Origin of the sequence: Pseudomonas sp. LD120 (assembly GCF_009861525.1) — a bacterium.
GTDB lineage: Bacteria > Pseudomonadota > Gammaproteobacteria > Pseudomonadales > Pseudomonadaceae > Aquipseudomonas.
The window spans coordinates 562727-588912 of the sequence record NZ_WVHL01000005.1; the positions used below are offsets into that span (position 1 = coordinate 562727).

Consider the following 26186-nt stretch of genomic DNA (forward strand, 5'->3'; position numbering starts at 1 on the left):
GTATGCTACTTGGCGTGTCTGCTTGGGACGGGCTGATGCTCACTTGTGGCCTGGCGACGGGGCGCTTTACGCTCGCCGGTCGCCTGCTGATAATCCACCGCTCGATAGCTTGGGATGCAGCGATGAAGGACTTGGACATGGATTTTACCGAGTGGGAAATGCTCGACCTTGAGTGGCATCAGGGGTTCGCCTTCGTGGAGGGCGCGCTGTTGGTGGAGGAGCGAGCCCGAGACGTCTACCTCATGCTGCAGCTTGAAGGACGGACGCCGGCTGAGCAGGCTTCTCAGGCCGCGGCCGAGCAGTTCCCGGTTTCCCTCCTGGTAGAGGGTGAACCGCTCTGGCGCCATCGTGTTCATCGGCACCTGCTGCGTGATGCCCGGGCCGATTACTATGCCTTGCCCCGCTACTTTGAACGTTACGGCTACCACCCGTTGCAGGCGTTGCCGATGCGCGTGTGTCGCGGGTTGCGGAGCCTGGGCCATGACCATTGGAGCGATCAGCAGCGTGCCTACTTCTGTCACGACTATGGGCTGGCGCTGATCGAGGACGCACACCCAGAGCGTCTGGCGCTGCTGCACCCGGTGCCGGAGGACTGGCCTTCATCTGCGGTGTTGTTCAGTGACGGCGCCAAGGTCTTCATGGGCGCACGGGCGATCGCCAGCGCCGAGGACCGGGTGCGTGGCACCAACCATCCGGCTTATCAGGTGATCAACGAAAAGGTCTGTCGGGGCGGTGTGCCGCTGCACCAGAAGGACGGCTCGCCGTTGCCGATAGCCAATCCAAACGGTTTTCACATGCTGGCCCGACGCTGGGGCACCGACGGGCATTCGGTGATCGTCCAGGCGCAGCAGGGCTCAAGCATTGCCTACGAGTATTTCTACCGCATCGACAAGGTCGATCTGACCACCTTCAGTGTGCTTAACGAGCGCTACGCCAAGGACGCACAGCGGGCCTACTTCCTGACCGGAAAAACCCTGCGTTATGTCGGCGACTTTCGCCTGCTGAATCGCGTTCAGTCCGTGTTCGATGCTGCCGGACGAGTCTTGAGCCGCAGTGAAACGCCGAACCCGTACGTGGCCGTGGACGACCAGTTTGTCTACTGCAATGGCACCCGCTTGCGTGGGGCCCATGCCCCGAGTTTTCGCCACCTGGGTTTCCATTACTATGCCGACGAGCAGCGCGCCTATCTGTTCAACAAGCCGCTGGACGTGGATGTGCAGAGTTTTGTGGTGGCCCAACTGGAGCGCGGTGAACACCACCACTCGCCGGTGCTGGTGGGCGACAAGCACGGCCCTCTCGGTTCGGGTGGGGTGATCGATGACGGCATGCTGCAGGAGTGGGCCGCGTTCTTCGAGGCTCACCCGCAGTTGCAGGGCTACTGGTGGCACCGTCTGCAGGCGCCCTGCGTGTCAGCGTCGACAACGCCAGCCCTGCGCTCCATCGGCTTGGGGTTTGAGCTGGGGCATCAGGTGCACTTTCATGGTCGCGCTATCAATGGTCTGGATGCCGGCAGTTTCAAGCTGCTGGACACGCACCTGTGCGGTGACGCCAACGGCTTGTACCTGATCCCCTTTCATCGTGCCGAGACCCAGGTGCCGGAGCGATTTTCTTCAGCCGCCGTCGACAAGTACCGTGCCCTGGGCGGGCCTTACCTGGCCGATGGCCAGACGGTTTTTTGCCACAGGGTCTTTTACCAGGCGCCAGAGCCGCTGGGTAAGGCGGATCTGGCCAGCTTCGAGTCTTGTGGGCATGGCTGGGCCAGGGATAAGGGCGCGGTGTACTACTACAGCGAAAGAAAAAGGAACCTCGACCCAGCCCACACGCGCTTCATGGGCAGCTACGCCTTCAGCGCGACGCAGATGTTTTCTGCCGGCAAGGCGCTGGAGGTGGAGTTCAGCCCGGAAGAAGTGAGGGTTCCCCATCCGGACTTCTTGCAGCTGGGCACGCGCAAGCTGTTCTGTGGCCGGCGCCCAGTGAGTGCCAAGCGCATCGACCTGGCCAGCCTGGAGTTTGTCGCGGATCGTTATGCTCGGGACAAGCAGCGTTTCTACCAGTACGACGGCTACGCGACACTTAGCGAAATCAGTGCCGAGCAGTTCCATCAGGCGATGACCAAGGATTCGGCAGAGGCTTTGGCGTTCTGAGTGACAAAAAGGCTGCTGTCAGCATTGACCGCGGCCTTTTTTATTGGATTTGTGACTTGTTACAGATCGTTTCGTGGACAGCGTGCAGGCGAAATAGTAGCCTGCGCGCTCTTCGATAAGAGCTCTTGCGTGCCAGCGTGAGAGGAGCTACGGAATAGCGCTGTATTGCAAGGGACTGAATGCTTGTCGGGGTGCTGAATCCTCCTACCGCCTCTTTCCCTTGATCCGTGCGCACTAGCCCTGGTTCCTGATTGTCAGCGCCTGCCTGTGGCATGCCCGACAGTCTCGGCTCGAAGAACGAGCATTCAGGGTTCAATGGTGATCGCCCGGCCATTGGTCTCTCAAAAAAGGGCGGCAAGGAGACGCGCATGGCGTTCACTAAAATCATCTTCAAAAACCCGAACACCGGAGCCATCAAGGAAGCGCCAGTTGGTTTCTCTTGGACCGTGTTCTTCTTTGGTTTCATCCCGGCACTGTTCCGCGCCGACTGGAAATGGGCGGCCATCATGTTCCTGCTGGCCATGTTCACTTTCGGTCTGAGCAACCTGGTGTTCATGTTCATGTACAACAAGCTGTATGTTCGCGACCTGATCGGCTCGGGCTTCAAGGCCCAGTCCATCGCCAGCGGCGACCTGAACTTCGCCAGCTCGCGCATCGGCATGGAGATCCCTCGGCTGGAAGCGGCCTGAGTCTCAGACCGGCGCAATAGCTGAAACGGAAAAGGGCGCATTCATTGCTGAATGCGCCCTTTTTCATGCTCGGTGCATTTGTCAGCCTTCGCTGCTGAACAGCGCCTGGGAGGCGGCCAAGTAGTCGGCCTGGAAGGCGTCGGATTCGATCCAGGCCAGCGCCGTGGCTTCGTCGGCCTCGGTGGACCAATTGCGGTACTCCATCAGCGCCGCGAGGATGAAATCCGTCGCGCCCTGTTCGCCTTCTTGTTCATACACCAGCTCCAGCAGCGGGTCCGAGAGGAACACCGTGCACAGCGCCTGCTGGCTGGTTTTCTCGGCGTCGCGCATTTTCACGAACAGTTCGGTCAGGTCCACCGACTCAAAATCGATGCGGCTGTCGTTGGGGTCCAGTTCCAGCTCCGAGGTCAGTGCCGTGCGCTTGGCGCGGTTTTGCTTGGCCTTGGCTTTGGCCCGGGCGGCACGTTTGTGTTGTTTGTCGAGGGATGCCATGGGCGTCTTACCTTGTTGCGCAAAAGGGGGGCCATTCGCCGGGGCACGCGAGCGGCTGTCAGGCGGCAGAGGATGCCAGCAAATCGCAGTTCTGGCACTCGCCGTGGCGCCATGACTGATCCGCTGAAGCCGCAGGCGGAGGGAGGGCGGCTTCTCGGGACGCCGCTCGCGTTACCAATGACAGCCTTTTTACGGGTTTTTCCCATTGCCTGGGAATCTGGTTTCATTTAGCGGGAAACTCCATGCACCATGCCTGCAAGAGGCCGCTATGCACTACCACACGCCCACTGATCGCTTACTGCAAATACTCGTGGCACTGGGGCAATCGCCCGAGGCCATGTCTGCCAAAGAGTTGTCGCTGAATTTGCAACAGCCCTTGAGCAGCACTTATCGCCATCTCAAGACCCTGCTGCGTTGGGGGCTGGCGCAGGAAAATGGTCAGGGCCGCTATCTGCCCGGACCGACTTGCCTGCAACTGGCCAAGACCTTCGATCGCGAAGGCCTGTTGGTGACCCTGGCCAAGCCGGAGCTCAAACGCCTGGCCGAACTCAGTCAGGAAAGTGTTGCGCTGATGGTGCCCAGTAACGGGCAGGCGATCTGCATCGAGTTGGTGGACAGCCCGCAACCCTTGCGCTGCTGCTATCAAAAAGGCTTGGCGCAGCCGCTGTTGCTGGGCGCTTCGGCCAAGGTGCTGCTGGCCCACATGGAGCCGGAGCGCGGCCTGTCGATACTCCGCGAGCAGGGCGTCGAGGAGGCGGACATAGCCTCTTACCTGGACGGTTACGAGGCTATCCGCCAGGCGGGTTTCGCCGTCAGCCTGAGTGAGATAGATGCCGGTATTTGGGGGGTTAGCGCGCCCTTGCTGGATAGCCGTGATCGCCTGCAGGGCGCTATCAGCCTCATGGCCCCGGCGATCCGCGCCGAGCAGCGCAGTGAGCGGTTGATCCGCTGGACCCGCGAGGCCGCCCAGCGTCTGAGTGCCCGACTGGATTGAATTGACTGGAGCAACATCATGATCAGCACCGCCCCCCTGCATCTGTGGCAGGGTCGTATTGACCAGGCCGAAGGCCAAGCCGCCCGGCGCTGGCACCAATGGGTGCAGCCTTGGGCGGCGGATCAGGCCGCGGGCATTGCCCTGCTGGGTCTGGCCTGCGATGAGGGCGTCAAGCGCAACCAGGGGCGCACCGGGGCTCGCCAGGGGCCGGCGGCCATACGCTCAGCCCTGGCCAATCTGGCCTGGCACGGCACTTGTGCACTGTATGACGCGGGGGATGTGGCCTGTATCGATGATGATCTGGAAGGCGCCCAGCAGGCCTACGCCGAACGCCTGGGGCAGTTACTGGAGGAGGGGCATCTGCCGCTGGGCTTGGGCGGCGGTCACGAAATCGCGTTTGCCAGCTTCCTGGGGCTGGCCGAGCATTTGCGCCGTCGTCAGCCGTGCCCGCGCATCGGCATTCTCAACTTTGACGCGCATTTTGATCTGCGCCATGCCGCGCACAGCAGCTCGGGCACGCCGTTCCGGCAGATTGCCGAGTATTGCCGGCAGGCGGGGATGCCCTTCGACTACTGCTGCCTGGGGGTGAGCGAACTGAGTAACACCCAGGCCCTGTTCGATCAGGCCCGGGCGCTCGATGTGCGCTACCTGCTGGACCGGCAAATGCAGAGCTGGAACCTGCCGGCGATCGAGGAGTGCCTCGACCGCTTTCTCGAGGGCATCGATGTGCTCTACATGACCTTGTGCCTGGATGTGCTGCCAGCCAGCCAGGCTCCCGGTGTCAGCGCGCCCTCGGCCCATGGCGTCGAGGTACAGGTCGTCGAGCACCTCGTGCGCCGCGCTCGGGCCAGCGGAAAGTTGCGCGTGGCCGACATCGCCGAACTCAATCCCGGGCTCGATCAAGACCGGCGCACCGCCCGCGTGGCCGCGCGTCTACTGGCCAGCCTGATTCACTGAGGGGCAAGCCCCTCACCGCAAAACACCACAATGACAAGAAGAGACGTTTGCCATGCTGACTTTTGAACTGGATGCGCTGACCACCTTGGCGCTGGCCCTGATCCTCTTGGGGGTGGGGGCCCAACTGAAGAAACGCAGCCGCTGGCTGACCCAGCTGTGCGTACCGGCACCGGTCATCGGGGGCTTTGGTTTTGCTCTGATTGTCTGGCTGCTGCGCGACCAGCAACTGCTGACCCTCAAGCTCGATACCGCGATTCAGACGCCCCTGATGGTGGCGTTTTTCACCACGGTGGGCTTGGGCGGCAGCCTTGGTTTGTTGCGCCGTGGCGGCAAGATCCTGTTTATCTACCTCGGCGCCTGCTGGTCGCTGGCCTTGCTGCAGAACCTGGTGGGTGTTGGCGCCGCCAAGGCGCTGGGCCTCGACCCTCTGCTGGGCCTCATGGCTGGCGCGGTGTCGCTGGAAGGTGGCTTTGGCGCCGCGGCGGCATTCGGCCCCATCGCGGAAAACCTCGGCGCGGTAGGGGCGACCACGGCGGCGTTGGCTTCGGCCACGTTTGGCATGGTGGCGGGCGGCTTGTTGGGCAGTCCGTTGGCGCGCTGGTTGATCCAGCGCAACGGCTTGCAGATCAAGGCCGAACAGTCCGGCAACCTGCAGCAGTTGGATACGGCTGCGCAGGGCTCCGTGGCGCCACTGGATGCGGTCACGCTTCTGCGCCTGTTGACCTGCGTGCTGGTGATCATGGTCCTGGGTTTCTGGATCGGCAGCGCCCTCGATCAGCATGTGGGCATCGTCTTGCCCAGCTATGTCGGCGCGATGTTCGTGGCGATCATCCTGCGCAACCTCAATGACCGGGCGCGGCTCATCGAGATCCCCGACAACGCCGTGAGCACCCTGGGCGATGTGTGCCTGGGCGTGTTCCTGACCATGGCCATGATGAGCCTGAAGTTCTGGGAGCTGGAGCAACTGGGGCTGCCGCTGCTGGTTATCCTGGTGGTTCAGGTGCTGCTGATGATGCTGCTGTGTGTATTTCTGCTGTTTCGCCTGTTTGGCGGCAACTATGACGCCGCGGTGCTGTGTGCCGGCTTCATGGGGCACGGCCTGGGGGCGACGCCTAATGCGGTGGCCAACATGGGTGCGATCTGTGATCACTACAAGGTCTTTTCCTACAAGGCCTTCATCATCGTGCCGCTGTGTGGCGCGGTGTTGATCGACATCGTGGCGATCCCGCTGATCACCTGGTTCATCAACGCCTTTGCCTGAGTGGCTCAGCGCCTGAGGAAGAGGCACTGGCCGGGGCTTTGTGGCGCAAGACTGGCGTGATGCAGCCAGTTCAGGATCACCGGCCAGAGCTGGATTTTGAAGCGGCTGTGGAACAGCCCGAAATGGCCGATCTGCGTTTCGCCAACGTCCTCGGGGCGAACACGCAGATGGGTCCGTGGGCTGTTGCCAAAGTAATCCAGTAAACGCTCGATGGCCGCTACGCTGCCGAAGGGGTCGTCACTGACGCTGATGGCGAGGATCGGCGCGGTGACTGCCATGAACGGCTGGCCATTGCGTGCTTTGGCCAGCCTGCGGCCACTGGGGCGGCCTTCATAGCGTGGGTGCGGGGTACACCAATCGTTGACCACGCCGGCGGGCGTGTCCTCCATCCAGCCCAGGCGCTTGCCGGGAAAGTAGCCGTACCAGCACGTGAGCAAGGGCATCAGCAGGTGCCATTTGCCCAGCATGCGCCAGCGCCGCTCAGGCATGTAGTCGCGCCAGTAAGCGAACTGCGCGCCCACGGTGACCACGTGGCGAATCACCCCGGCGGAAGCGCCCAATCCCACGGCACAGCCACCGAAACTGTGGCCCACCACGTCGATCGGCTGCCCGGGAAACTCGCGCTGGGCCCGTTGCAGCATGGCTTCGAAGTCCAGAGCGCCCCAATCCGACCAGGATGCCTTGAACCCCTTGAGCGAGGCCGGACGCGACTCGCCGATGCCGCGATAGTCATAGGTCATCACGTCAAGGCCGTTGGCGAACAGGTAGTCGGCGAAACGAAAGTAGTAGCGGCAGCGCACCGAGGTCGCGGCGTTGATGATCACCACCGGCCGTGCTGGATCGGCTTGCGGATGGCGCCAGGCAAAACCACCGATCAGGTAACCGTCCGCCGCCGGTTCGTTGAAGGTTTCGCTGGGGCCGGGCGTCGGCCCGGCGATGGCGGGTTGAGTGTAAGCGCCCCATAAAGCCCACATTCCAAGTGCCAAGCTGATCCCTAATGCTGTGCTCCCGATCTCTTTCTGGAGCCAGCCCCACCATGATGCGACCCGACGCCAAAGTCGAAAAAGTCTATCTCTACCCCAAGCCTGTCGACTTCCGAAAATCCATCGACGGTCTGGCCGCGCTGGTCGAACTGGATATAAAAGTGGCGGTATTCGACCCAGTGCTTTTCGTCTTCCTCAACAAGTCCCGCAACCGGGTGAAGATTTTGTATTGGGAGCGCAACGGCTTCTGTCTTTGGCTCAAACGCCTTGAATCCGAACGGTTCAAAACCTCCCCTGACGACACGAATGAAGCCATTGTCCTGACGGCTCAGGAACTGAACTGGTTACTCGACGGTTTTGATCTGTGGCGCAACCGGCCACATCAGGTTTTGACGCCGCGATTTGTCGCATAGTTGGATATAATCCGGGCCATGATTTCCATCCCCGACGACCTCCCTGATGATCCGGTTCTGCTCAAGCAAATGCTTGTGCAGATGCTCAGTGAGCGTCAGGTGGACAAAGACCAGATTGTTGACCTGAAAGAGCAGATCAAACTATGGCGTGAACGTTTTTTCGGGCGTAAGTCAGAGCAAACCGTCGATCCGCAGACGCCGCAGCTCGTGCTCTTTAATGAACCCGAAAGCTTTGCGGTTCCGGTCTCCGACACCTCTGACGAAGAAGTCGTTGCCCCGACTAAACGCCGAGGTAAACGTAAACCACTATCAGCCGATCTGCCTCGGATCGAGGTCATCCACGAACTACCCGAACACGAACTGACCTGTGCCTGCGGTTGCCGCAAGCATGTGATCAGCGAAGAAACCAGCGAGCAGCTGGATATCGTGCCGATGCAGATCCGCGTCATCAAACATATCCGCAAGATCTACGGTTGCCGGGGCTGCGAAACAGCACCGGTCACTGCCGACAAACCCGCGCAATTGATCGAAAAGAGCATGGCCAGTCCAAGCGTACTGGCCATGCTGCTAACGACTAAATACGTCGATGGTCTGCCGCTGCACCGCTTTGAAAGTGTGCTGAGCCGACACGGCATCGAGATCCCTCGGCAAACGCTGGCGCGCTGGATCATCCAGTGCAGCGAACACTTTCAGCCGCTGATCAATTTGATGCGTGACCGGCTGCTGGAAAGTCCGGTCATCCACTGCGATGAAACCCGCGTTCAGGTCCTCAAGGAACCGGATCGAGACCCGACCCGCCAATCCTGGATGTGGGTACAAGCCAGCGGCCCGCCAGATCGTAAAGTCGTGCTGTTTGATTACACGTCCAGTCGTGCGCAAGAAGTGCCGTTGCGCTTGCTGGAAACTTACCGTGGCTATGTCATGACCGACGACTACGCTGGCTATAACGCGTTGGCGTTGCAATCGGGTGTGGAGCGCTTGGCGTGCATGGCCCATGCACGACGCAAGTTCGTGGACGCGCAAAAAGTGCAGCCCAAGGGTAAAACCGGACGGGCCGATATCGCGCTGACGATGATCAACAAGCTGTACGGGATCGAGCGTGAACTTAAGGAAGCCGATGATGAACAGCGGTTTATCGCTCGCCAGGAAAAGAGCCTGCCGATCTTGGGGCAGCTGAAAGTCTGGTTGGATAAAACCCAATCCCAGGTGACGCCGCAAAGTGCATTAGGCAAGGCGGTGCATTATCTGGCGAATAACTGGAGCCGACTGGAGCGTTATGTCGAAGCGGGTTATTTGCCCATCGACAACAACGCGGCCGAAAGAGCGATCAAGCCGTTTGTCATCGGACGCAAGGCCTGGTTGTTCAGCGATACCGTCAACGGCGCCACTGCCAGCGCAAAGATCTACAGCCTGGTCGAGACCGCCAAGGTCAACGGCCAAGAGCCTTATACGTGGCTACGCCACGTACTAGAGCGGCTGCCGCATGCCTCGTCAGTAAAGGACTACGAGGCGCTACTGCCGTGGAACTGCTCGCCGCAGATGCCACGGTAGATCGTTGCTCCACCACTGGGTAGGTGGGGTTTATGGATCGTATACGAATAATCCGGGCCCGGCCGAAGCCGGGTATCCCTGGACGTCGATGGAGCCTTGAGCATGGAAGTAAAGCAACAGATGAGCCCGGAACAATGCCAGGGCATGGAGGATATCCGTCGAGAAATCGACACCCTGGATCGGGCGGTCATTGCGCTACTGGGCGCACGTTTCAAGTACGTACTGGCAGCCTCGAAATTCAAGACCTCGGCAGCCACCGTACGGGCCGAGCAGCGCTTCAAGGCGATGCTCGCCACCCGCCGCCAATGGGCCGAGGCCGAAGGCCTGAGCGCGGATGCCATCGAACAGCTGTACAGCAATCTGGTGCAGCATTTTATTGCTGAGGAGATGAAGCATTGGCAGGCGGCCCAGGCGCTACCTGAACGACCAGCGCTTATGGCCAAGATAACTAGTGAAGACGGGGACAATCACACCGACAGCGTGAGATAGCTCTTTAGCGAAATGCGTTATACCTAATTTCGGTAAAGCATAATAGGCAAGAAAGAGAGTGGTTAATAAGGTTTGGAGTATAGCGGCTATATTGACAAGTATAAAGTATAGAATGGAGTGATGAGTTCTCTGGGTGCTTTCCTTGAACACAAATAGCTTACTTAGTAGGAAGGCTGTTGTCATGCCCGTAATATAGGAGAGGACAACAGCTGTTGAAAAACTCACCCAGTAGTTATAAAGAAATCGCGATCCAAAATTTACGGCGGCGGCGAAACCGCCAACCAGTAAAAATATTAAAAATTGTTTTGATTTGAATTGTTCTAGCACGCGGTAGCATCCTTCGCTAATTGTCTACCGAATCCAATACTTTCGGAAATCCCCCTGTCCTCAGGGTAGTAGTACGACGTGTCAGCAACCCACAATCCATGGATCGGTAATGCTGCCGGGGGGAGGCTATCCAAGTATCCAGGATCGCATATAGGTTGTGCATGACGGTAGCGGTTTACACGAATGTCAATAAAGTCTTCAGTAGTCAGTGTTGGGTTGATTTTTTGTAGATATGCACGAGTCTTTTCGATAAATATTTGGTCTGGGTCGGAAAATTTTTCGTGTTCGCCAGGCATATAAAATGGAATATAGATTATATGTTGATCTAGCGGGCGGAGATTTGAGTACTCGACTAGTCCAGGAATATCCATTTGTGGATCATTAGTGTTCAGCCAGAAGTTTTCGGTTAGGGTTTTGCGAAGTTTGGCAATGACGCAGACGACTGCAATATTTTTGAGAGAACGGAATTTTTCTTGTATCTCTGTTGGTAAGCCAGGTATGATTTTTGGTACATAAGGTAGCGGAATGGTACTTATAACTTTGTCGAAGGGGTGTTGTATTCCTGCGACTTCTACGCTAGTAACTCGTTCGCCAATAATATGCACGCAGTCGACTTTTGCTCTCAAGTGTATTTCGCCGCCAAGAGCCTCAATTTTTGTTTTTAATGCATCTAATAATGTTGTCGAGCCTCCTTCAAGGTAACCCAACTTTTCTCGGAACAGGCTATATCGAGATCGGCCAATCCGGCGAATTCGACTCCATATCCACGCGGCTGATAGCCCGCTGGCATAGTTGTAAAATTTATAGTCAAATAGACGCCGCCATAAAACCTCCCACGCTTCTTCACCTACCCAGCGACGAATCCATTCTGATGCTTCGATCTTGTCCAATTGTGTCCAATCATTACGCTTAGTAGATAGGAAGGCGTGTAGTCCGTAACGAATTTTTGCGATTAGTCCAAGACCGCGAAACCTCATTAGAGCAATGGGGTTGCCCCAAGGTTGCAGTCGATCTTGGTACCAATAACCCATCTTTGTTTCGACCCAGCGCATTTTTTCGGCGAGGCCTAACTCAGTTAGTACCGTTAGGAATGCGTGATCTGAAATGCAATGAAAGTGGTAGTAACGTTCGATTTTCAAGCCGCTAAAATCAAAGCATGCCGTCATTCCACCAATGCGATCGTCAGCTTCGAACAAAATGGGTTTATGTCCGTCTTTTGCCAATTGATAAGCCACAGCGAGACCCATTGGGCCTGCACCTAGAACTGCAATACGCTGCCCCATGTTCAAAACTCCAGTTCTACCTTGCTATAAATCGGATGATTGAAAGTTTCTTCCACTGCTCGAGAAAATGGGGTGTAGGAAACATCAAATATTTTAGGCCAGTTAATAATTTCGAATTCGTCTTTTGCAATTAATGCCGCGAGCTGCTGTGTAGTAAAAGGTGGGTTTCTGTCAAAAACTCCCCAAGTCCATAGCAGAGCATAAAAAAATCTATAAGGTATACGAGTAATGATGGTTTTGGCTTTTGTAGTTCTCTTGATCTCTTGGATTATGTCGATATAATCAATTTTTTCGTGCCCTGAAATATTAAATGTTCCGTTTACTGTATGAGAATTTAGGCAACTGATTATAATGTTGCAAAAGTCACCTACATATAAAGGTTGTCTAATATACTGTCCGTGACCAGGTATAGGGAATACTGGGGATTTTTTCATGAACCTAGAAAGCCAGCCAAGGTGCTTCCTGTCGAACCATCCAAACATCAGCGTGGGGCGGAGTATAGGGCAGAGTATGCCGCTCTCTAGCACCATTTGTTCCTGTGTCTTCTTTGTTTGTGTGTAAAAGTCATCGGCCATCGACATAACTACTGAGGAGCTAATGTGTATGAGGCGTGGAATTTTATTGATTTTTATTTGTTCAAGAATAATTCTTGTTGAATCTATGTTGTTGCGTATAAAGTCCTGAATGTCGTTTCCGCCTATTTGTGCTTGAAGCATTACAACGACATCGGCGCTGGCAAAATGCTTTTGCCAATCTCCCGCTATAGCCAAGTCAGCATAGACAGTATTGATCGTTGGTTGAATTTTTTTTAGTATGTTAAGGTTTGCTTGATGTTTATCAATAACAACTATGTTTTTATACCCTTTTTTTATTAGTCTTGCTATTAGGTTTTGCCCAACTAAACCTGCGCCGCCTGGCAGTAAAATTTTGCTGTTTAAATTCATTTTTTAAAAGCCAGATTAAAAAATTTAATAATGAAAGAAAGGCTCAATGTATAAATGACCCAGTTTACGGCTTCATCGAAGCAATATAGGGCAGTTCGCGCATATAGGAAGCTGTTTAAATAGTGTGCTGCGAGAAGATACCAGAATGATAGCAATATCGCGGTAATAAGGATTTTGGTGTAGATGCGTGATTTTCTATTCGTGAATATTTTCAGTGCGGAAACGAGTGTCGGAATCGTTAGCATCAAGAATATTAAACGATAGTCCCAGTTGTTTCCGATAAAAAAAGTTCCTACGTAGATCAGCGCGCCGGCAAGAAAAAAACCTTTACCTTCTAGAGAATGAAGTTCTTGCTGGTTGATCTGTAGCAGTTTTTTGCTAATCAAATATGAGCATGCTGATGCTAGTATGAAAAAAGAGTTAATTATAATGTCAGCGTAGATTGAAAAAACTATTGGAATATTTCCCTTGAGACGATTCGCGAAAACACTTCTTCCATATGAGAAATCCCCAGCTCTGGGTGTGGCGTTGCTGATTAGTATTAGGTCCTGGTAGGTGATAATAAAATATGCTATGCATAAAAGTGTTGCTGTAATAAAGATCTTGGTAAGGTTTTTCTTTGTTGATGAGAAAATTATTATAGGGAGGCAGAAAAAAGGGAATATTTTTAGTGCGGTTGATGAGGCTATAAGTAGTGCGGTGATTAGAGGGCGTTTATTTACATAGACTGCAGATGCTATGACTAGTAAGAATATTAGTAAGTCAATATTTCCTCTTTCAATGCCTAGCATTGCTGCGGGTGATATGGCGCAACATGTGATTAAAAGATTGGTTTGAAGGTTTTTACTTGTCTTCAGTAGTGTGAAAACTGCTACCAAATATGATGCGAGCATTAAGTAGCCGATTATATTTGTATGATTTTGATTGAGGCCGAAATAGAAAAGAGAGTGCCACACTCTCGGGTAATTCATAGGGTTTTTTGACCACATCATGGGGTTGTTTACTAATGGGTCGAACCCTTGATAGTAAGACTCTGCGCCAGCAGTTATAACTCGGGAGTCATTGAAGATAGGTTTGACTACCTGGACTCCTAGTGCGGACCATAACTCGTCATAATAAACAAAGCAAAGGAAAATGAATAATGCAACTATTAAAAAAAATAGAGTTGAGTTGTGTTTTTTTAGTTGGTTCATATGTAATGACTCTATTCTGCTAGAAAGCCAATATTTTTGTAAAATGTCTGATCTTGGTAGCTGTCGATGGAGCAGTTGTTTATAGATTTGTTCTCTTGAAGATAAAGTGTGGAATAAGTTTTATTATTAGCATGATTGCTTTCCAGAAGCCTGGAGCATAGAGAATAGTCGTTTTTTTTTCGATTCCTTTGATGATGCGCTTAGCTACTTGTTCCGGCTTGGCGATCAGTGCTGCTGGTAGTGGTAGGCCTTGGGTCATTGGGGTATCTACAAATCCGGGTTTGATATCGATGACGTGCACCCCGGCCTTGTATAAGCGAGCACTTAGCCCCTCGCAGAAAGTCGATACTGCTGCTTTGGCTGTACCATACAGATAGTTTGAAGGGCGTCCACGGTCGCCAGCAACAGATGAAATCACTGCGAGTGTACCGCAATGCTGAGTCTCAAACTGTTTCGCCAAGAGGGTGAGAAGGCTGATAACGGAAGTACCGTTGATTGTGAACTCTCTGAGGGCCATCTCTACATCTTGTTCGCATAGTTGCTGATTCGGCAGCGTCCCGTGTGCGATTAGAGCAATGTCAATCTGCTTTAAGGCTGCAAGACATTGCGTTAGCATCTTCACATGGCTAGAAAAGTCTGAAACATCCATACTGTAGCATGTAGTGGCCGTGGCTCCGCGTGCCATCAGGTCTGCACCCGTCTGTTCAAGCCTTTCTTTATTGCGTGATACCAGAAAAAACTCTGCGCCTCGCTCTGCCCACATGCGTGCGCATGCTGTGGCAATAGCCGACGTTGCGCCAATAATCAAGACTCGTTTCATAGGATAACTCGTTTCCAAAAGCGGGACATCAAAGAGGGATCGCGAAGAGCTTCAAGCTTTTCCCAAGCTGGGTATGCCTTGCGGAAGTCGATGCCATTCATGTGAGCATCTTTAGCGGGATAAAGACGGCCGCCAGCCTCGTGAACTATTTTGTCCAGGCGATCAAAAAGCGCAGCAAGGCTAGGGTTCTGCGGGAAGTCTAAGGCTAGTGAAGTGCCAGGTAGCGGAAATGACATCAGGCCGGGGGAGGCAATATTTCCGCAGCGTTTGAGCACGGCTAGGAAGGAACCCTGCCCTGATTTGGCAATGATCTTCAGAAGTTCTTTCGTTGCCGATTCGGCTGCTGCATCAGGTATCACGCATTGATATTGTTGAAAGCCTTTTCGTCCGTAAATTCGATTCCAGTGGAGAAGACTATCCAATGGGTAAAAGAAGGAGTCATAACTGCTGCGCTTAAACGTTTGCTTGGGGGGGTGGAAGCGCCAATAGGTTTCGTTGAAGGCGCGTAGTGACAAGTTGTTGATCAGGGAGAAGCATGGGGTCAGTGGGATGCTCATCTTATGATGAGTTTCAATCTCCAGTGGGCCATAAGGTGCATGATCGCCAACAATGAATACTCCGCGCCCAGCATTATTGTCTTTAGCTAGGCAGTCTATCCACGCGACACTGTACTCATGTTGGTGATCTAGTTCCGCAGACAGCGTGAAGAACTCAGCCAGGTTGCTGAAGCGTACGACGCTGGTATCGATCTGACTGCTGCTAATTGGCATCAGTTGGATTTCTGTCCAGGCAATAATCCCCGTCAGGCCGAGTCCGCCAATGGTTGAGGCGTAGAGATCGGAGTTCTCTGTAAGAGAGCAGGTCAACATACCTTGATCGCTGCGCACTAGGCCAAAGCGGCGAATGTGATTGCCAAAGGTTCCACGCATATGGTGGTTTTTGCCATGTACGTCGTTAGCAATAGCTCCGCCTAGGGTGGCGAACTGGGTACCAGGTGTGACGCAGAGGAACCAGCCATGGGGAATTGCCAGGGCGAGGATTTCCGCGAGGGTCACCCCTGCTTCAGCTAGCACGGTCCCTTTTTGCCAATCGACATGTATAAAACGATCCAAGCTGCGCATATGCAGCGCCTGACTGCTAATTGCTAGACAGCTGTCGCCATAGCTTCGTCCGTTACCATATGGCAAGGTGCTGCCATAAGCATCGGTCAGCCTTGTGATTTGGTTCTGAAGTTCGTTGCGCCAGTAAAAGGTATGCGCAGTTTGTGGTGCGTAGGGGTACTTGCCCCATGAGTAAAGTAATTCGCTCATGCGGCAATCCAGAACACGAGGCCGAAAAGTGCGCCTACAATCAGGCTGACACGATCACGAATTGCAAAAACAACTGGATCGTCATGCATTTGTCCGCGATGGGTGAGCATCCATACTCGTGTTATCCAGAACAGCAGTAAGGGGCAGGAAATCCAAATTAATTGTGGATGAGCGTAAAGCCCAGTGCTGGACTGGTCATGGATATACAGCGCTAAAACCATCACTGCAAGGTAGCCAGATGCTGCTCCCAAAGATGAAAGCATTTCAAGATCCGAAGGGAAATAACCTCGTCCTCGCGTTTTTTCGGTATGTCCCTTGTGTCGAGCTTGATGCAGCTCAGAATAGCGCTTTACGAGTGCAAGACTAAGGAAGATGAACATTGAAAAAGCGAGCATCCAAAAGGTCAGGTCGAGGTTAAATGCTGCTGCGCCGGCGATAAGGCGAATGGTATAAAGGGTTGCTAGAGCGATTACGTCGATTGCCATATGTCGCTTTAATGACAATGAATAGACTAAGGTTAAAAAGTAGTAAGTCAGTAGTGTTGCAGAAAACTGCCATGGCAGTAATAAAGTTGCGCCAGAAAATGCACCAGTCAGTAATAATGGGAAGGTAAGCAATCCCGATTTTATCGATAAACGTCCAGCTGCGAATGGGCGATTTCGCTTGGTGGCGTGATGGCGATCATCGGCTAGATCCAGTAGGTCGTTAAGCAAATAGACACTGGAAGCGCATAGTCCAAATAGCATGAAGGCTAGTATGCCTTGCCATAGCAATGAAATATTGGTCAGCTGATGCGCCGCTAACAGCGGAACAAAAATTAGTAGGTTTTTCATCCACTGGTGTAAGCGTAGCGCTTTCAGCCAATCTTTATATCCCAGAGGATTGGAGTGCACGACTTGCTCGACGTTGCCTTGGGCCTTTGCGCGCCGCTCTACACCATGTTCTGGATTGATGACATAAGCCTTGCGAGCTTTAGACCAGACTGGAAGATCGTCACTGGAGTTGCCTACGTAATCGAAACCCTGCTCGCCGTAGTGTTCTACTAGTAAGTCACGCTTGTAATGTGAGGACAGATTTCGTTTACCGTCAGACGCCAGTACTTGGTCAAAAAGCTGCAAGTGCTCAGCAATGCGTTCAGCCAAAGTGTGGTGACTAGCTGTCGCCAGCACGATTTTCCGCCCATTACTTCGTTCAAGCTTGATCAGAGCAATGACCTCAGGGTCATATGGCAGTACGCTAATATCCATATCTGTTGCGCAGGCAAGTCCTTCCTTCAGGGTCGCTTTGCCCTTGACCAGCCATCCGAAGGGTTTGAACAGTTTTAGCGGTTGAAGTCGTATATAGGCCATGCCCGTTTCCAAAAGCAAGTCGGAGCGTAGCAGGGTGCCATCGAGATCAACTACTAAGGGGGGTGGCGAAAAGGCGGTCAAAGGAGCTATTCCCTAATTGTTGGCTAAGTAGTGCTGTGCCTGCGTAATGAATTCAAGATAGTGGTGTAGGATATTGTAACGACGTGGGCAGGTATCCAATCGGCTGGAGTTGTACGCCCGATGTAGGTCTCTTCTTGCTCGAATTTTATGTCTTTATTTTCGAGCTCTGGTCGTTTTCTATGTAAATCAGTCACTTCTGCCGGAAGCGCTTGTGAGGGTGGGGCGTTCGGTTGAAGGCATTATATCATTCCGCAAGGAGTGCTTGAACATGATATGGAGAACCTGCTTGGAATGGTCTGTGTCTTTCTACAATTAGATTCGTAGAATCCTTTAGGCAACAAAAAACCCGCACTAGGCGGGTTTTTTGGTTGCTTTCACGTGATGTAAACACCACCTGAAAGCTGAAGGTGGTGCCCAGAGACGGAATCGAACCGCCGACACGGGGATTTTCAATCCCCTGCTCTACCGACTGAGCTATCTGGGCAACGGGGCGCATTAAACGGGTTTTTCAGGGGGGCGTCAAGCAAGTTTTGAAAAAAAGTTTAATTATTACCGCCGCTTACGTTCCGCCCCCGATTTTCCGTGGGTTTACTCCGCCGGCGGCACGTAGCCTTCGGCCTTGGCGTATTCCTCGCCGGAGAAAAATTTGTCCATCTCGCCCTGCAGATATTTGCGGTCTTCGGCATTCATCATGTTCAGGCGCTTTTCGTTGATCAGCAGGGTCTGGTGTTTCTGCCAGTCGGCCCAGGCCTTGGCCGAGACGTGTTCGAAAATATCCTGGCCTTTGGCGCCCGGGTACGGGGGGCGTTCCAGGCCCGGCAATTGTTCCTGGTACTTGCGGCACATTACGGTGCGGGTCATGACGACTCTCCTGCATTCAAGACTTCGGCCGCGCGTTTGAGCAGTGTTTTCACCGGGGCGGCAAGGCCCAGGCGCGGCGGGGTGGCGAGGTTATACCAGAGCCAATCGGCCTCGGCGACGTGCAGGGCCGACTCTTCGACCCGGATCAGCCAGGGCTCGATGGCCAATTGGAAGTGACTGAAGGTGTGGACCAGTTCGGGCATCGGCTGTTGCGGGCCCAGTTCCAGGGCGTGCTGCGAGGCCAGGTGCGGGATGTCGTCCAGGCCATCGAGTTCCGGCAGGCTCCACAAGCCGCCCCAGAGGCCGCTGGAGGGGCGCCGGTAAAGCAGGATGGCGCCTTCGCGGTTGGCCAGTAATGGCATCAGGGTGCGCTTCTGCGGCACCGCCTTGCGCGGCTTGGGAATCGGGTAGCGGGTTTCCAGGCCGAGCATGTGGGCTTCGCAGTCGCGCTCCAGGGGGCACAGCAGGCAGCTGGGCTTGCTGCGGGTGCAGAGGGTTGCCCCCAGGTCCATCATCGCCTGGGTGTAGTGGTTGACCCGGCTGTGGGGCGTGAAACGCTCCGCCGTGGCCCACAGCTGCTTGGCCACCTTGGGTTCGCCCGGGTAGCCCTCCTGGGCGGTGAAGCGTGCCAGCACCCGCTTGACGTTGCCGTCAAGGATCGGCGCCCGCAGGCCCATGCTGATGCTGGCGATGGCGCCGGCGGTGGACAGGCCGATGCCCGGCAGTTCGGTGAGTTTTTCCACGTCGCGGGGAAACTCGCCGGCGTACTCGGTCATGACGATCTTCGCGGTCTTTTGCAGGTTGCGCGCCCGGGTGTAGTAGCCCAGGCCGGTCCACAGGTGCAGCACTTCGTCTTCCGGGGCTTCGGCCAGGGCCTGCACCGTGGGCAGCGAGGCCATGAAGCGGTCGAAGTAGTTGAGTACGGTGCTGACCTGGGTCTGTTGCAGCATGATCTCCGACACCCACACCCGATACGGGTTGATGTCCTGCTGCCAGGGCAGGTCATGACGGCCGTGGCGGTCGTACCAGTCCAGCACCGCCGGTGCAAAAGCCTCGGCTCTCATCGTTTGAACAGCCCCTTGAGCGCGTTTTTCAGTTCCGGGCTGATTTTGTCGCCCAGTTTTTCGTCGATTTTCTGCTGCAGCCGATCGCCGGCCAGCTTGGCGGCAACCTGGCCCAGGCCGTCCTTGTCCAGGCGGCAGGCCTTGGCCCCCAGCTCCAGTGGGCCACGGCAGCGCAGGGGCAGTTCAACACCGGTGAAGCGTTCACCGACCTGGCAGGCCGGGTCCGGGTTGTTGCTGAGGTCGCCCTCGACGACGATGCCGACCCGGTAGTCCATGCCCAGTACCCGCAAGTCGATATCGCCATTGCCGTTGACGCTCAGGCCGGGGATGCGCACTTTCAGGTCCGGGTTGCTGGCCACGCCATTGCGCAGTGTCAGGCTGCCCTTGAGTTCCTGGAACGGCGTGTCCTTGCCTCGCGGCGTGCTGCTGAGGGTCTTGCGGTTGAGCACAGCGATGCCCTGGCACAGTTGCTGTTCGATATTGGCGTTGAGCAGCACGCCATCGTTGATGACGAAGCTGGCATTGCCGTTGAGGGTATCGATCAGTGCTTTTTGGCTATTGCCGCTGCCGCTGAGGTTGCTGTTCAGGGTCACCAGGCCTTTGACCGGAGGCGTCTGGCCCTGGCTTTCAAGGATGCGCTCCACCGGCACCTGGTTGAGTTTGGTCTGCAGGCTCAACTGCGGAGTGCTCTGGCGCACATCGAGGTTGCCGTTGGCCTCGAAGCTGCCTTTGTACAGTTCGCCCCTAAGGCTGGTGAGTTTCAGTTGGCCGCCCTGGGCGGTGGCCTTGAGCAGGGCGTTGTGGATCGGCAGTTGATCCAGGGTCAGTTGGCCGAAGCTCAGGTCGGCGGCGACGTCGAGTTTTCTCAGGCGTTCCACGGGCAGCAGTTTGTCGGTGCTCCAGGCGCCCTTGGTCGGTGCGTTGGGCAGCGGCGTGGTGCCGGCGCCGGCCATGGCACTGGCTTCGCTGCTTTGCACTTCGGCTTTGCGCGCGGTGGCGGCGCTGTTGGCTTCGGCAGACTTGGGTGGCAGATAGCGGTCGACATTGAAGGTGTCGGCCTTGAGCTGGGCGCGCAGCGATTGCCTGGCGAAGTCCTCGATCGCCAGGCGGCCGCTGAAGGTGCTGTCGTCGACTTTAAGGCTGAGGTCTTCCAAGGCCAGGCTGGTGGGCGTGCCTTGCAGGCGACTGACCAGCTCGACCTTACTCAGGCTGCCTTCGGCCATGGCCGGCAGGGTCTGGCCGAGGCTGTCGACGAATTTCGCCAGGTCGAACTGAGCGATGGAGAGGCCGCCGCTGATCTGCGGGGTCTTGTCCAGGTCGTTGACCTTGAGCTCGCCCAGGGCGCGCAATTGGTTGAGGGAGACTTTCAGTCCGGTCCACTGGCCGACGTTGGCGGCCTTGTCCAGCAGCAGTTGGCCCTGGGCGGCGAAGGTCAGGGTCTTGCCCTGCAGTGGCTCACCGGCTAACTCGCCGGACAGGCGCATGTCTTCGAATTGATAGCGCTGCAGGGCACGGTCGAAGCGCAGTTCGCCATTGAGTTCGGTGCGCACACGTACCGCGGGCTGGCTGCTGGCCAGGAACGCGGTCAGCTTGATCGGGGTGTTGGTGGCTTCGTGAATCGGTCCGGTGCTCAGTTGAATGCTTTCGGCGCTGAACTGTTTGCCACTCTGTTCATCGTTGTACTCAATCCGAGCGTTGTTCACGGTCAGGCTGTCGATGTCCAGGCGAATCGGCTGCGCGGGCTTCTCCGGGCTGGTGCTGTGCTTGTCGGTTTCGCCGGTGCTGGTGGCGGGCGTTTCGGCCTGCTTGTCGGTCGGGGCCGCCTTGCCGATGTCCTGCCAATTGCCATGGCCATCCTTGTTGCGGTTCAGGCGCAGGTTCAGGCCTTCGACTCGCACATCGCTCATCTGCACTTCGCGGCGCAGCAGCGGTAGCACGCGGACCGACAGGCCGAGCATCTGCAAGTCGGCGAAGGGTTGGGTTGGGTTAGCCAGGGTGGCCACGCCGGCGTCATGCAATTCCAGTCCAAGCCAGGGGAACAGGCTCCAGCCGATGTCGCCATTGAGCGTCAGCTCGATGTGGGCCTTGTCGCGGGCTATCTGGCGAATCTCTTCTTTGTAGTCGTTGGGATCAAACAGGTGGGTCAGGGCAAAGCCGAGAGCCACGATGATCAGCAACAGCCCGAGAATTACCAGACCCAGGATTTTGCCGAACGCTTTCATGGGCGAGTCCTTGTATGTCGAATTCAAAATTTAGCCCGGGAGTATAGCGCTCTGGACCTGGCGACTGGTCAGCCATTGCGCTCAGGTTTTTCTGTGTTGACTGGCATCTTGCCGCCTGGGCGGGCGAGTCTGCGGATGTTCGATGCGGTGCTCTGCAGACAAATCAGTTACTGCTGTGAGCGGGCGTTGCTTGGGTGAGGGTCGGTTAGTTGCCGAGCAGAACATCTGGACAGGCATTTTCATCACCCGGTATCGAGGGAGTGGAGCGGTTACGGCAAAAAAGGCGATGTCAGTTTGGTTTTTTAGCCCGTTGCAAATGTTAATCTCCCGCGGTTCGTCCGTCCTTCCGCGACTTATTGTCGCGCCTGCCCAGATGGAGCTTTACTCACAAGACGACCGCGCCCGCGTACCAAGGTCGCCGCAGAGGAGTGGCCGATGAACAATTCTAATAATTGGGGGAAACAACCATGAGCACTAGCATTGCGTCCGTCAGCTCGGCCGCTCAGCCAGCGTTCCTATCTAAAGAACGCATCATCGCCAAGCCTGGTTTCAACCGTTGGCTGGTTCCACCGGCCGCTCTGGCCATTCACTTGTGCATCGGCATGGCCTACGGTTTTTCGGTGTTCTGGCTGCCGCTGTCCAAGGCGCTGGGCGTCGGTGCTCCGGTGGCTTGCGCGCCGGACATGAGCTTTATCGCGCAGGTTTTTTCATCCCAGTGTGACTGGCCGATCTCGATGCTCGGCTGGATCTACACCCTGTTCTTTATTTTCCTCGGTTGCTCGGCAGCGATCTGGGGCGGGTGGCTGGAACATGCCGGGCCGCGCAAGGCCGGTGTGGTATCGGCGTTGTGCTGGTGCGGTGGCCTGTTGATCTCGGCGCTGGGTATTTATACCCATCAGATCTGGCTGATGTGGATCGGCTCCGGGGTGATTGGTGGTATCGGTCTGGGCCTGGGGTACATCTCTCCGGTGTCGACGCTGATCAAGTGGTTCCCGGACAAGCGCGGCATGGCCACCGGCATGGCGATCATGGGCTTTGGCGGTGGCGCCATGGTCGGTGCGCCTTTGGCGGCGGCCTTGATGAGCCACTTCGCGACGCCAACCAGCGTGGGTGTGTGGCAGAGCTTCTTGGTGATGGCCGCGATCTACTTCGTGTTCATGATCGGTGGCGCCCTGGCCTATCGGGTTCCGCCCACCGGCTGGAAGCCTGAAGGCTGGACCGCGCCGGCGAAGAAAGCCGCCAACGCGATGATCACTCACCGTCATGTGCACGTGAACGTGGCGTGGAAGACCCCGCAGTTCCGCCTGGTGTGGCTGGTGTTGTGTCTTAACGTTTCGGCGGGTATCGGCATCCTTGGCATGGCTTCGCCGCTGTTGCAGGAAGTGTTCGCCGGCAAGCTGCTGGGCAACGGCCTGACCTTCAGCCAGTTGGATGCAGGGCAACTGGCGCAGATCGCCGCCATCGCTGCCGGCTTCACCGGCTTGTTGAGTTTGTTCAACATTGGCGGACGGTTCTTCTGGGCTTCGTTCTCCGACTACTTGGGCCGCAAGAACACCTACTTCGTGTTTTTTGCCCTGGGCTTTGCCTTGTACGCGCTGATTCCGAACCTGGGGCACCTGGGCAACATCGCCCTGTTCGTGGCGGCGTTCTGCATCATCTTGTCGATGTATGGCGGCGGCTTCGCCACGGTGCCGGCTTATCTGGCTGACCTGTTTGGTACGCAGATGGTGGGGGCGATTCATGGTCGCTTGCTGACTGCCTGGGCGGCGGCGGGGGTGTTGGGTCCGGTGCTGGTGAACTACCTGCGCGAGTACCAATTGAGCATCGGCGTCGAGCGTGCGGCGGCTTATGACATCACGCTGTACATTCTGGCCGGTCTGCTGGTGCTGGGTTTCCTGTGCAACCTGCTGGTGCGCCCGGTGGCCGACAAGTACTTCATGACCGACGAACAACTGGCCGCTGAACAGGCCCTGAGCCACGACAAAGGCGCTGACAGTCGCGTCGTCCTGGAGTGGAAGGCCTCGTCCGCTAGCCTGCCGGTGGTAATCGCTGCCTGGCTGGCAGTGGGCATTCCGCTGGCGTGGGGCGTGTGGGTCACCTTGCAGAAGACGGCGGTGCTGTTCAATTAAGGGTGTTGCCGGCAAGCCAGCTCCTGCGTAGGGGCCGGGCTGCCGGCGAATCAGGCGTCTGGGTCTGTAAGACCCGGCGCCTTCAGCGGCAAGCCATTCTCTGAGGTTGTCATGACAGGTACAGCCCGTATTCATTGGCTGGCGCCCGTCAGGATATTGTCCAGCGTGTTTCTGTTTGGCCGCCGTCGGGCCTATACTATTCGCCTTTTTCGCCCAATGATTTTGCGGAGCTGGTGATGGCCGAACGTAAGGCATCTGTCGAGCGCGACACTCTGGAAACCCAGATCAAAGCCTCGATCAACCTGGATGGCACCGGAAAGGCCCGATTCGATATCGGCGTGCCCTTCCTTGAGCACATGCTGGACCAGATCGCCCGGCACGGGCTGATCGACCTGGACATCGAAAGCAAGGGCGACCTGCATATCGACGACCACCACACCGTGGAGGATGTCGGTATCACCCTCGGCCAGGCGTTTTCCAAGGCCATCGGCGACAAGAAAGGCATCCGTCGCTACGGCCACGCCTATGTGCCGCTGGATGAAGCCTTGTCCCGCGTGGTGATCGACTTCTCCGGCCGTCCCGGCCTGCAGATGCACGTACCCTTCACCCGTGCCACCGTCGGCGGTTTCGACGTTGACCTGTTCCAGGAGTTCTTCCAGGGCTTCGTCAACCACGCCAACGTGACCCTGCACATCGACACCCTGCGCGGCACCAACACGCACCACCAGATCGAAACCGTGTTCAAGGCCTTCGGCCGTGCACTGCGCATGGCGGTGGAGCTGGACGAACGCATGGCCGGCCAGATGCCTTCGACCAAGGGCGTGCTGTAATGCAGACCGTCGCCGTTATCGACTACGGCATGGGCAACCTGCACTCGGTGGCCAAGGCCCTGGAGCATGTGGGCGCCGGCAAGGTACTGATCACCAGCGATGCCAGCGTGATTCGTGAAGCCGATCGGGTGGTGTTTCCCGGTGTGGGCGCGATTCGCGACTGCATGGCCGAGATCCGTCGCCTGGGCTTCGATTCCCTGGTGCGTGAAGTCAGCCAGGATCGTCCATTTCTCGGGATCTGCGTGGGCATGCAAGCCTTGCTCGACCACAGCGAAGAAAACGAGGGCGTCGACTGCATTGGCCTGTTTCCCGGCCAGGTGAAGTTCTTCGGCAAGGGCCTGATCGAGGACGGCGAGCACCTTAAGGTGCCGCACATGGGCTGGAACGAAGTGCAGCAGGCGGTGGATCACCCGCTGTGGCACAACATTGCGGATCGGGCGCGTTTCTACTTTGTGCACAGCTATTACATCCATGCCGGCAACGCGCGCCAGGTGGTGGGCAGCGGTCACTATGGGGTGGATTTCGCCGCAGCGCTGGCCGATGGCTCGCGTTTCGCGGTGCAGTTCCATCCGGAGAAGAGCCATACCCACGGCCTGCAGCTGCTGCAGAATTTCGCCGCCTGGGACGGTCGCTGGTAAATGGCGGTCAAGAAATCCAAGCCGCCGATCCTGACCCTCACTGGCGAACAGGAGAGTGAGGCGACGCACAAGATCAAGCGCTTCATGCAGGAGCGCTTCGAGCTTGAGCTGGGCTCGTTCGAGGCGGCGGAGATTCTTGAGCTGTTTACCCGGGAAATTGCTCCGCACTATTACAACAGGGCGATTTTCGATGTGCAGACTCACCTCAAGGAGAGGTTCGAGAGCATCGAAAGCGATCTCTGGGCGCTCGAGAAAAACTAGGGCAGCGGCAAGCTTCAAGCTGCAAGCTGCAAGAAGTAGACACGCGTGCGCGCTTGCAGCTTATGGCTTGCAGCTTGCAGCTCTTTGACGAAGGAAAAGCATGCTAATTATTCCCGCTATCGATCTTAAAGACGGTGCCTGTGTACGTCTGCGTCAGGGCCGCATGGAAGATTCCACGGTGTTTTCCGATGACCCGGTGAGCATGGCCGCCAAGTGGGTTGAAGGCGGCTGCCGCCGTCTGCATCTGGTAGACCTCAATGGTGCCTTTGAAGGTCAGCCGGTGAACGGTGAGGTGGTTACCGCAATCGCCAAGCGTTACCCGAATCTGCCGATTCAGATCGGTGGCGGCATCCGCTCGCTGGAAACTATCGAACACTATGTCAAGGCCGGCGTGAGCTACGTGATCATCGGCACCAAGGCGGTCAAGGAGCCGGCGTTCGTCGCCGAAGCCTGTCGCGCTTTCCCGGGCAAGGTCATCGTCGGCCTGGACGCCAAGGACGGTTTCGTCGCCACCGACGGCTGGGCTGAAGTCAGCAGCGTGCAGGTGATCGACCTGGCCAGGCGCTTTGAAGCCGACGGTGTGTCCGCCATCGTTTATACCGACATTGCCAAAGACGGCATGATGCAGGGCTGCAACGTGCCGTTCACCGCGGCCTTGGCGGCGGCCACCAAGATCCCGGTGATTGCCTCCGGCGGCATCCACAACCTGGGCGACATCAAGGCCCTGCTGGATGCCAAGGCTCCGGGAATCATCGGCGCCATCACGGGGCGCGCGATTTACGAGGGCACGCTGGATGTGGCAGAGGCCCAGGCCTTTTGTGACGGCTACGCGGCCAGCTCCAAGCCGTAAGCGGCCAGTAGGCAGCGTGATTGCGATCCGCTCCTCCTAGCCGCTTGAAGC

General features: G+C 56.4%; 25 protein-coding genes and 1 tRNA gene. 13 read left to right on the plus strand and 13 right to left on the minus strand.

Features of this window, described 5'->3' with window-relative positions:
- Positions 1-122: 122 nt before the first annotated feature.
- On the plus strand, positions 123-2144 hold the full coding sequence (locus PLD_RS16920) for a DKNYY domain-containing protein (protein ID WP_159894675.1): 2022 nt from the start codon (positions 123-125) through the stop codon (positions 2142-2144).
- A 368-nt stretch (positions 2145-2512) separates the two neighbouring features.
- Positions 2513-2833, plus strand: coding sequence for a hypothetical protein (locus tag PLD_RS16925; protein WP_102862719.1), 321 nt, complete (start codon positions 2513-2515; stop codon positions 2831-2833).
- A gap of 81 nt (positions 2834-2914) precedes the next feature.
- Here PLD_RS16925 and PLD_RS16930 read toward each other — a convergent pair whose 3' ends face one another.
- Positions 2915-3325 (minus strand): hypothetical protein, encoded by a 411-nt coding sequence (locus tag PLD_RS16930; RefSeq protein ID WP_159894677.1) that lies wholly within the window; start codon positions 3323-3325, stop codon positions 2915-2917.
- Positions 3326-3593: 268 nt separating this feature from the next.
- On the opposite strand from PLD_RS16930, the gene PLD_RS16935 reads away from it, so the two are divergent.
- From PLD_RS16935 to gltS, 3 genes are read left to right on the plus strand one after another with little or no spacing between them, the layout of a single operon-like run.
- Positions 3594-4319 carry an IclR family transcriptional regulator gene (locus PLD_RS16935; RefSeq protein WP_159894679.1) on the plus strand — a complete coding sequence of 242 codons (726 nt, stop codon included), beginning with the start codon at positions 3594-3596 and terminating at the stop codon, positions 4317-4319.
- Positions 4320-4337: 18 nt separating this feature from the next.
- Complete coding sequence (hutG, locus tag PLD_RS16940) at positions 4338-5276, plus strand: formimidoylglutamase (RefSeq protein ID WP_159894681.1); 939 nt, start codon at positions 4338-4340, stop codon at positions 5274-5276.
- A 52-nt stretch (positions 5277-5328) separates the two neighbouring features.
- Positions 5329-6537, plus strand: a complete 1209-nt coding sequence (gltS, locus tag PLD_RS16945; RefSeq protein WP_159894684.1) for a sodium/glutamate symporter — start codon at positions 5329-5331, stop codon at positions 6535-6537.
- Between the two features lie 5 nt (positions 6538-6542).
- On the opposite strand, the gene PLD_RS16950 is transcribed toward gltS, so the two are convergent.
- Positions 6543-7511 (minus strand): alpha/beta fold hydrolase, encoded by a 969-nt coding sequence (locus PLD_RS16950; RefSeq protein WP_159894686.1) that lies wholly within the window; start codon positions 7509-7511, stop codon positions 6543-6545.
- A gap of 62 nt (positions 7512-7573) precedes the next feature.
- On the opposite strand from PLD_RS16950, the gene tnpB reads away from it, so the two are divergent.
- From tnpB to PLD_RS16965, 3 genes are all read left to right on the plus strand, one after another.
- Positions 7574-7933 carry an IS66 family insertion sequence element accessory protein TnpB gene (tnpB, locus tag PLD_RS16955; protein ID WP_256674657.1) on the plus strand — a complete coding sequence of 120 codons (360 nt, stop codon included), beginning with the start codon at positions 7574-7576 and terminating at the stop codon, positions 7931-7933.
- 18 nt (positions 7934-7951) lie between these two features.
- On the plus strand, positions 7952-9484 hold the full coding sequence (locus PLD_RS16960) for an IS66 family transposase (protein WP_159894688.1): 1533 nt from the start codon (positions 7952-7954) through the stop codon (positions 9482-9484).
- A 102-nt stretch (positions 9485-9586) separates the two neighbouring features.
- Positions 9587-9973 (plus strand): isochorismate lyase, encoded by a 387-nt coding sequence (locus tag PLD_RS16965; protein ID WP_159894691.1) that lies wholly within the window; start codon positions 9587-9589, stop codon positions 9971-9973.
- On the opposite strand, the gene PLD_RS16970 is transcribed toward PLD_RS16965, so the two are convergent.
- From PLD_RS16970 to PLD_RS17020, 11 genes are all read right to left on the minus strand, one after another.
- On the minus strand, positions 9899-10300 hold the full coding sequence (locus PLD_RS16970; RefSeq protein WP_159894694.1) for a GtrA family protein: 402 nt from the start codon (positions 10298-10300) through the stop codon (positions 9899-9901). The two genes, PLD_RS16965 and PLD_RS16970, sit on opposite strands and share 75 nt — an antisense overlap.
- Positions 10294-11583 carry an NAD(P)/FAD-dependent oxidoreductase gene (locus PLD_RS16975; RefSeq protein WP_159894696.1) on the minus strand — a complete coding sequence of 430 codons (1290 nt, stop codon included), beginning with the start codon at positions 11581-11583 and terminating at the stop codon, positions 10294-10296. The genes PLD_RS16970 and PLD_RS16975 overlap by 7 nt, the downstream gene beginning before the upstream one ends.
- Positions 11584-11585: 2 nt before the next feature.
- Positions 11586-12527, minus strand: a complete 942-nt coding sequence (locus PLD_RS16980; protein ID WP_159894698.1) for an NAD(P)-dependent oxidoreductase — start codon at positions 12525-12527, stop codon at positions 11586-11588.
- Complete coding sequence (locus PLD_RS31185; RefSeq protein WP_159894700.1) at positions 12524-13720, minus strand: glycosyltransferase 87 family protein; 1197 nt, start codon at positions 13718-13720, stop codon at positions 12524-12526. Before PLD_RS31185 ends, PLD_RS16980 begins: the two co-directional genes overlap by 4 nt.
- Positions 13721-13799: 79 nt before the next feature.
- Positions 13800-14540: an SDR family oxidoreductase gene (locus PLD_RS16990; RefSeq protein WP_159894702.1), complete on the minus strand. Its 741-nt coding sequence runs from the start codon at positions 14538-14540 to the stop codon at positions 13800-13802.
- Complete coding sequence (locus PLD_RS16995; protein WP_159894704.1) at positions 14537-15850, minus strand: FAD-binding oxidoreductase; 1314 nt, start codon at positions 15848-15850, stop codon at positions 14537-14539. Before PLD_RS16995 ends, PLD_RS16990 begins: the two co-directional genes overlap by 4 nt.
- Positions 15847-17280: a UbiA family prenyltransferase gene (locus PLD_RS17000; RefSeq protein WP_159894706.1), complete on the minus strand. Its 1434-nt coding sequence runs from the start codon at positions 17278-17280 to the stop codon at positions 15847-15849. Before PLD_RS17000 ends, PLD_RS16995 begins: the two co-directional genes overlap by 4 nt.
- 408 nt (positions 17281-17688) lie before the next feature.
- Positions 17689-17764: transfer RNA gene (locus PLD_RS17005), tRNA-Phe, on the minus strand.
- A 104-nt stretch (positions 17765-17868) separates the two neighbouring features.
- Positions 17869-18141: an oxidative damage protection protein gene (locus PLD_RS17010; RefSeq protein WP_016963290.1), complete on the minus strand. Its 273-nt coding sequence runs from the start codon at positions 18139-18141 to the stop codon at positions 17869-17871.
- Positions 18138-19205 (minus strand): A/G-specific adenine glycosylase, encoded by a 1068-nt coding sequence (gene mutY / locus PLD_RS17015; RefSeq protein ID WP_159894708.1) that lies wholly within the window; start codon positions 19203-19205, stop codon positions 18138-18140. The genes PLD_RS17010 and mutY overlap by 4 nt, the downstream gene beginning before the upstream one ends.
- Positions 19202-21427, minus strand: coding sequence for an AsmA family protein (locus PLD_RS17020; protein WP_159894710.1), 2226 nt, complete (start codon positions 21425-21427; stop codon positions 19202-19204). The genes mutY and PLD_RS17020 overlap by 4 nt, the downstream gene beginning before the upstream one ends.
- 467 nt (positions 21428-21894) lie before the next feature.
- Here PLD_RS17020 and PLD_RS17025 point away from each other — a divergent pair, with 467 nt between their 5' ends.
- The 5 genes from PLD_RS17025 (at position 21895) to hisA (ending at position 26135) form a co-directional block, all read left to right on the plus strand.
- The gene (locus tag PLD_RS17025; protein ID WP_159894712.1) at positions 21895-23556 is read left to right on the plus strand and encodes an OFA family MFS transporter; all 1662 of its coding nucleotides are present in this window, start codon (positions 21895-21897) and stop codon (positions 23554-23556) included.
- 236 nt (positions 23557-23792) lie between these two features.
- Positions 23793-24386 (plus strand): imidazoleglycerol-phosphate dehydratase HisB, encoded by a 594-nt coding sequence (gene hisB / locus PLD_RS17030; RefSeq protein WP_011058736.1) that lies wholly within the window; start codon positions 23793-23795, stop codon positions 24384-24386.
- Complete coding sequence (gene hisH / locus PLD_RS17035) at positions 24386-25024, plus strand: imidazole glycerol phosphate synthase subunit HisH (protein ID WP_159894714.1); 639 nt, start codon at positions 24386-24388, stop codon at positions 25022-25024. Before hisB ends, hisH begins: the two co-directional genes overlap by 1 nt.
- Entirely contained in the window at positions 25025-25285 is a 261-nt protein-coding gene (locus tag PLD_RS17040; protein WP_159894716.1) for a DUF2164 domain-containing protein, read from the plus strand. It abuts the gene before it with no gap.
- 100 nt (positions 25286-25385) lie between these two features.
- Positions 25386-26135 carry a 1-(5-phosphoribosyl)-5-[(5-phosphoribosylamino)methylideneamino]imidazole-4-carboxamide isomerase gene (gene hisA, locus PLD_RS17045; RefSeq protein ID WP_159894718.1) on the plus strand — a complete coding sequence of 250 codons (750 nt, stop codon included), beginning with the start codon at positions 25386-25388 and terminating at the stop codon, positions 26133-26135.
- Positions 26136-26186: the final 51 nt, after the last annotated feature.

Excerpts from the sequence above, each read along its gene's own strand:
- PLD_RS16920 (WP_159894675.1), top strand. The coding sequence starts at position 123 with ATGAAGGACTTGGACATGGATTTTACCGAGTGGGAAATGCTCGACCTT.
- PLD_RS16925 (WP_102862719.1), top strand. The coding sequence starts at position 2,513 with ATGGCGTTCACTAAAATCATCTTCAAAAACCCGAACACCGGAGCCATC.
- PLD_RS16930 (WP_159894677.1), bottom strand. The coding sequence starts at position 3,325 with ATGGCATCCCTCGACAAACAACACAAACGTGCCGCCCGGGCCAAAGCC.
- PLD_RS16935 (WP_159894679.1), top strand. The coding sequence starts at position 3,594 with ATGCACTACCACACGCCCACTGATCGCTTACTGCAAATACTCGTGGCA.
- hutG (WP_159894681.1), top strand. The coding sequence starts at position 4,338 with ATGATCAGCACCGCCCCCCTGCATCTGTGGCAGGGTCGTATTGACCAG.
- gltS (WP_159894684.1), top strand. The coding sequence starts at position 5,329 with ATGCTGACTTTTGAACTGGATGCGCTGACCACCTTGGCGCTGGCCCTG.
- PLD_RS16950 (WP_159894686.1), bottom strand. The coding sequence starts at position 7,511 with ATGTGGGCTTTATGGGGCGCTTACACTCAACCCGCCATCGCCGGGCCG.
- tnpB (WP_256674657.1), top strand. The coding sequence starts at position 7,574 with ATGATGCGACCCGACGCCAAAGTCGAAAAAGTCTATCTCTACCCCAAG.
- PLD_RS16960 (WP_159894688.1), top strand. The coding sequence starts at position 7,952 with ATGATTTCCATCCCCGACGACCTCCCTGATGATCCGGTTCTGCTCAAG.
- PLD_RS16965 (WP_159894691.1), top strand. The coding sequence starts at position 9,587 with ATGGAAGTAAAGCAACAGATGAGCCCGGAACAATGCCAGGGCATGGAG.
- PLD_RS16975 (WP_159894696.1), bottom strand. The coding sequence starts at position 11,583 with ATGGGGCAGCGTATTGCAGTTCTAGGTGCAGGCCCAATGGGTCTCGCT.
- PLD_RS16980 (WP_159894698.1), bottom strand. The coding sequence starts at position 12,527 with ATGAATTTAAACAGCAAAATTTTACTGCCAGGCGGCGCAGGTTTAGTT.
- PLD_RS31185 (WP_159894700.1), bottom strand. The coding sequence starts at position 13,720 with ATGAACCAACTAAAAAAACACAACTCAACTCTATTTTTTTTAATAGTT.
- PLD_RS16990 (WP_159894702.1), bottom strand. The coding sequence starts at position 14,540 with ATGAAACGAGTCTTGATTATTGGCGCAACGTCGGCTATTGCCACAGCA.
- PLD_RS16995 (WP_159894704.1), bottom strand. The coding sequence starts at position 15,850 with ATGAGCGAATTACTTTACTCATGGGGCAAGTACCCCTACGCACCACAA.
- PLD_RS17010 (WP_016963290.1), bottom strand. The coding sequence starts at position 18,141 with ATGACCCGCACCGTAATGTGCCGCAAGTACCAGGAACAATTGCCGGGC.
- mutY (WP_159894708.1), bottom strand. The coding sequence starts at position 19,205 with ATGAGAGCCGAGGCTTTTGCACCGGCGGTGCTGGACTGGTACGACCGC.
- PLD_RS17020 (WP_159894710.1), bottom strand. The coding sequence starts at position 21,427 with ATGAAAGCGTTCGGCAAAATCCTGGGTCTGGTAATTCTCGGGCTGTTG.
- PLD_RS17025 (WP_159894712.1), top strand. The coding sequence starts at position 21,895 with ATGAGCACTAGCATTGCGTCCGTCAGCTCGGCCGCTCAGCCAGCGTTC.
- hisB (WP_011058736.1), top strand. The coding sequence starts at position 23,793 with ATGGCCGAACGTAAGGCATCTGTCGAGCGCGACACTCTGGAAACCCAG.
- hisH (WP_159894714.1), top strand. The coding sequence starts at position 24,386 with ATGCAGACCGTCGCCGTTATCGACTACGGCATGGGCAACCTGCACTCG.
- PLD_RS17040 (WP_159894716.1), top strand. The coding sequence starts at position 25,025 with ATGGCGGTCAAGAAATCCAAGCCGCCGATCCTGACCCTCACTGGCGAA.
- hisA (WP_159894718.1), top strand. The coding sequence starts at position 25,386 with ATGCTAATTATTCCCGCTATCGATCTTAAAGACGGTGCCTGTGTACGT.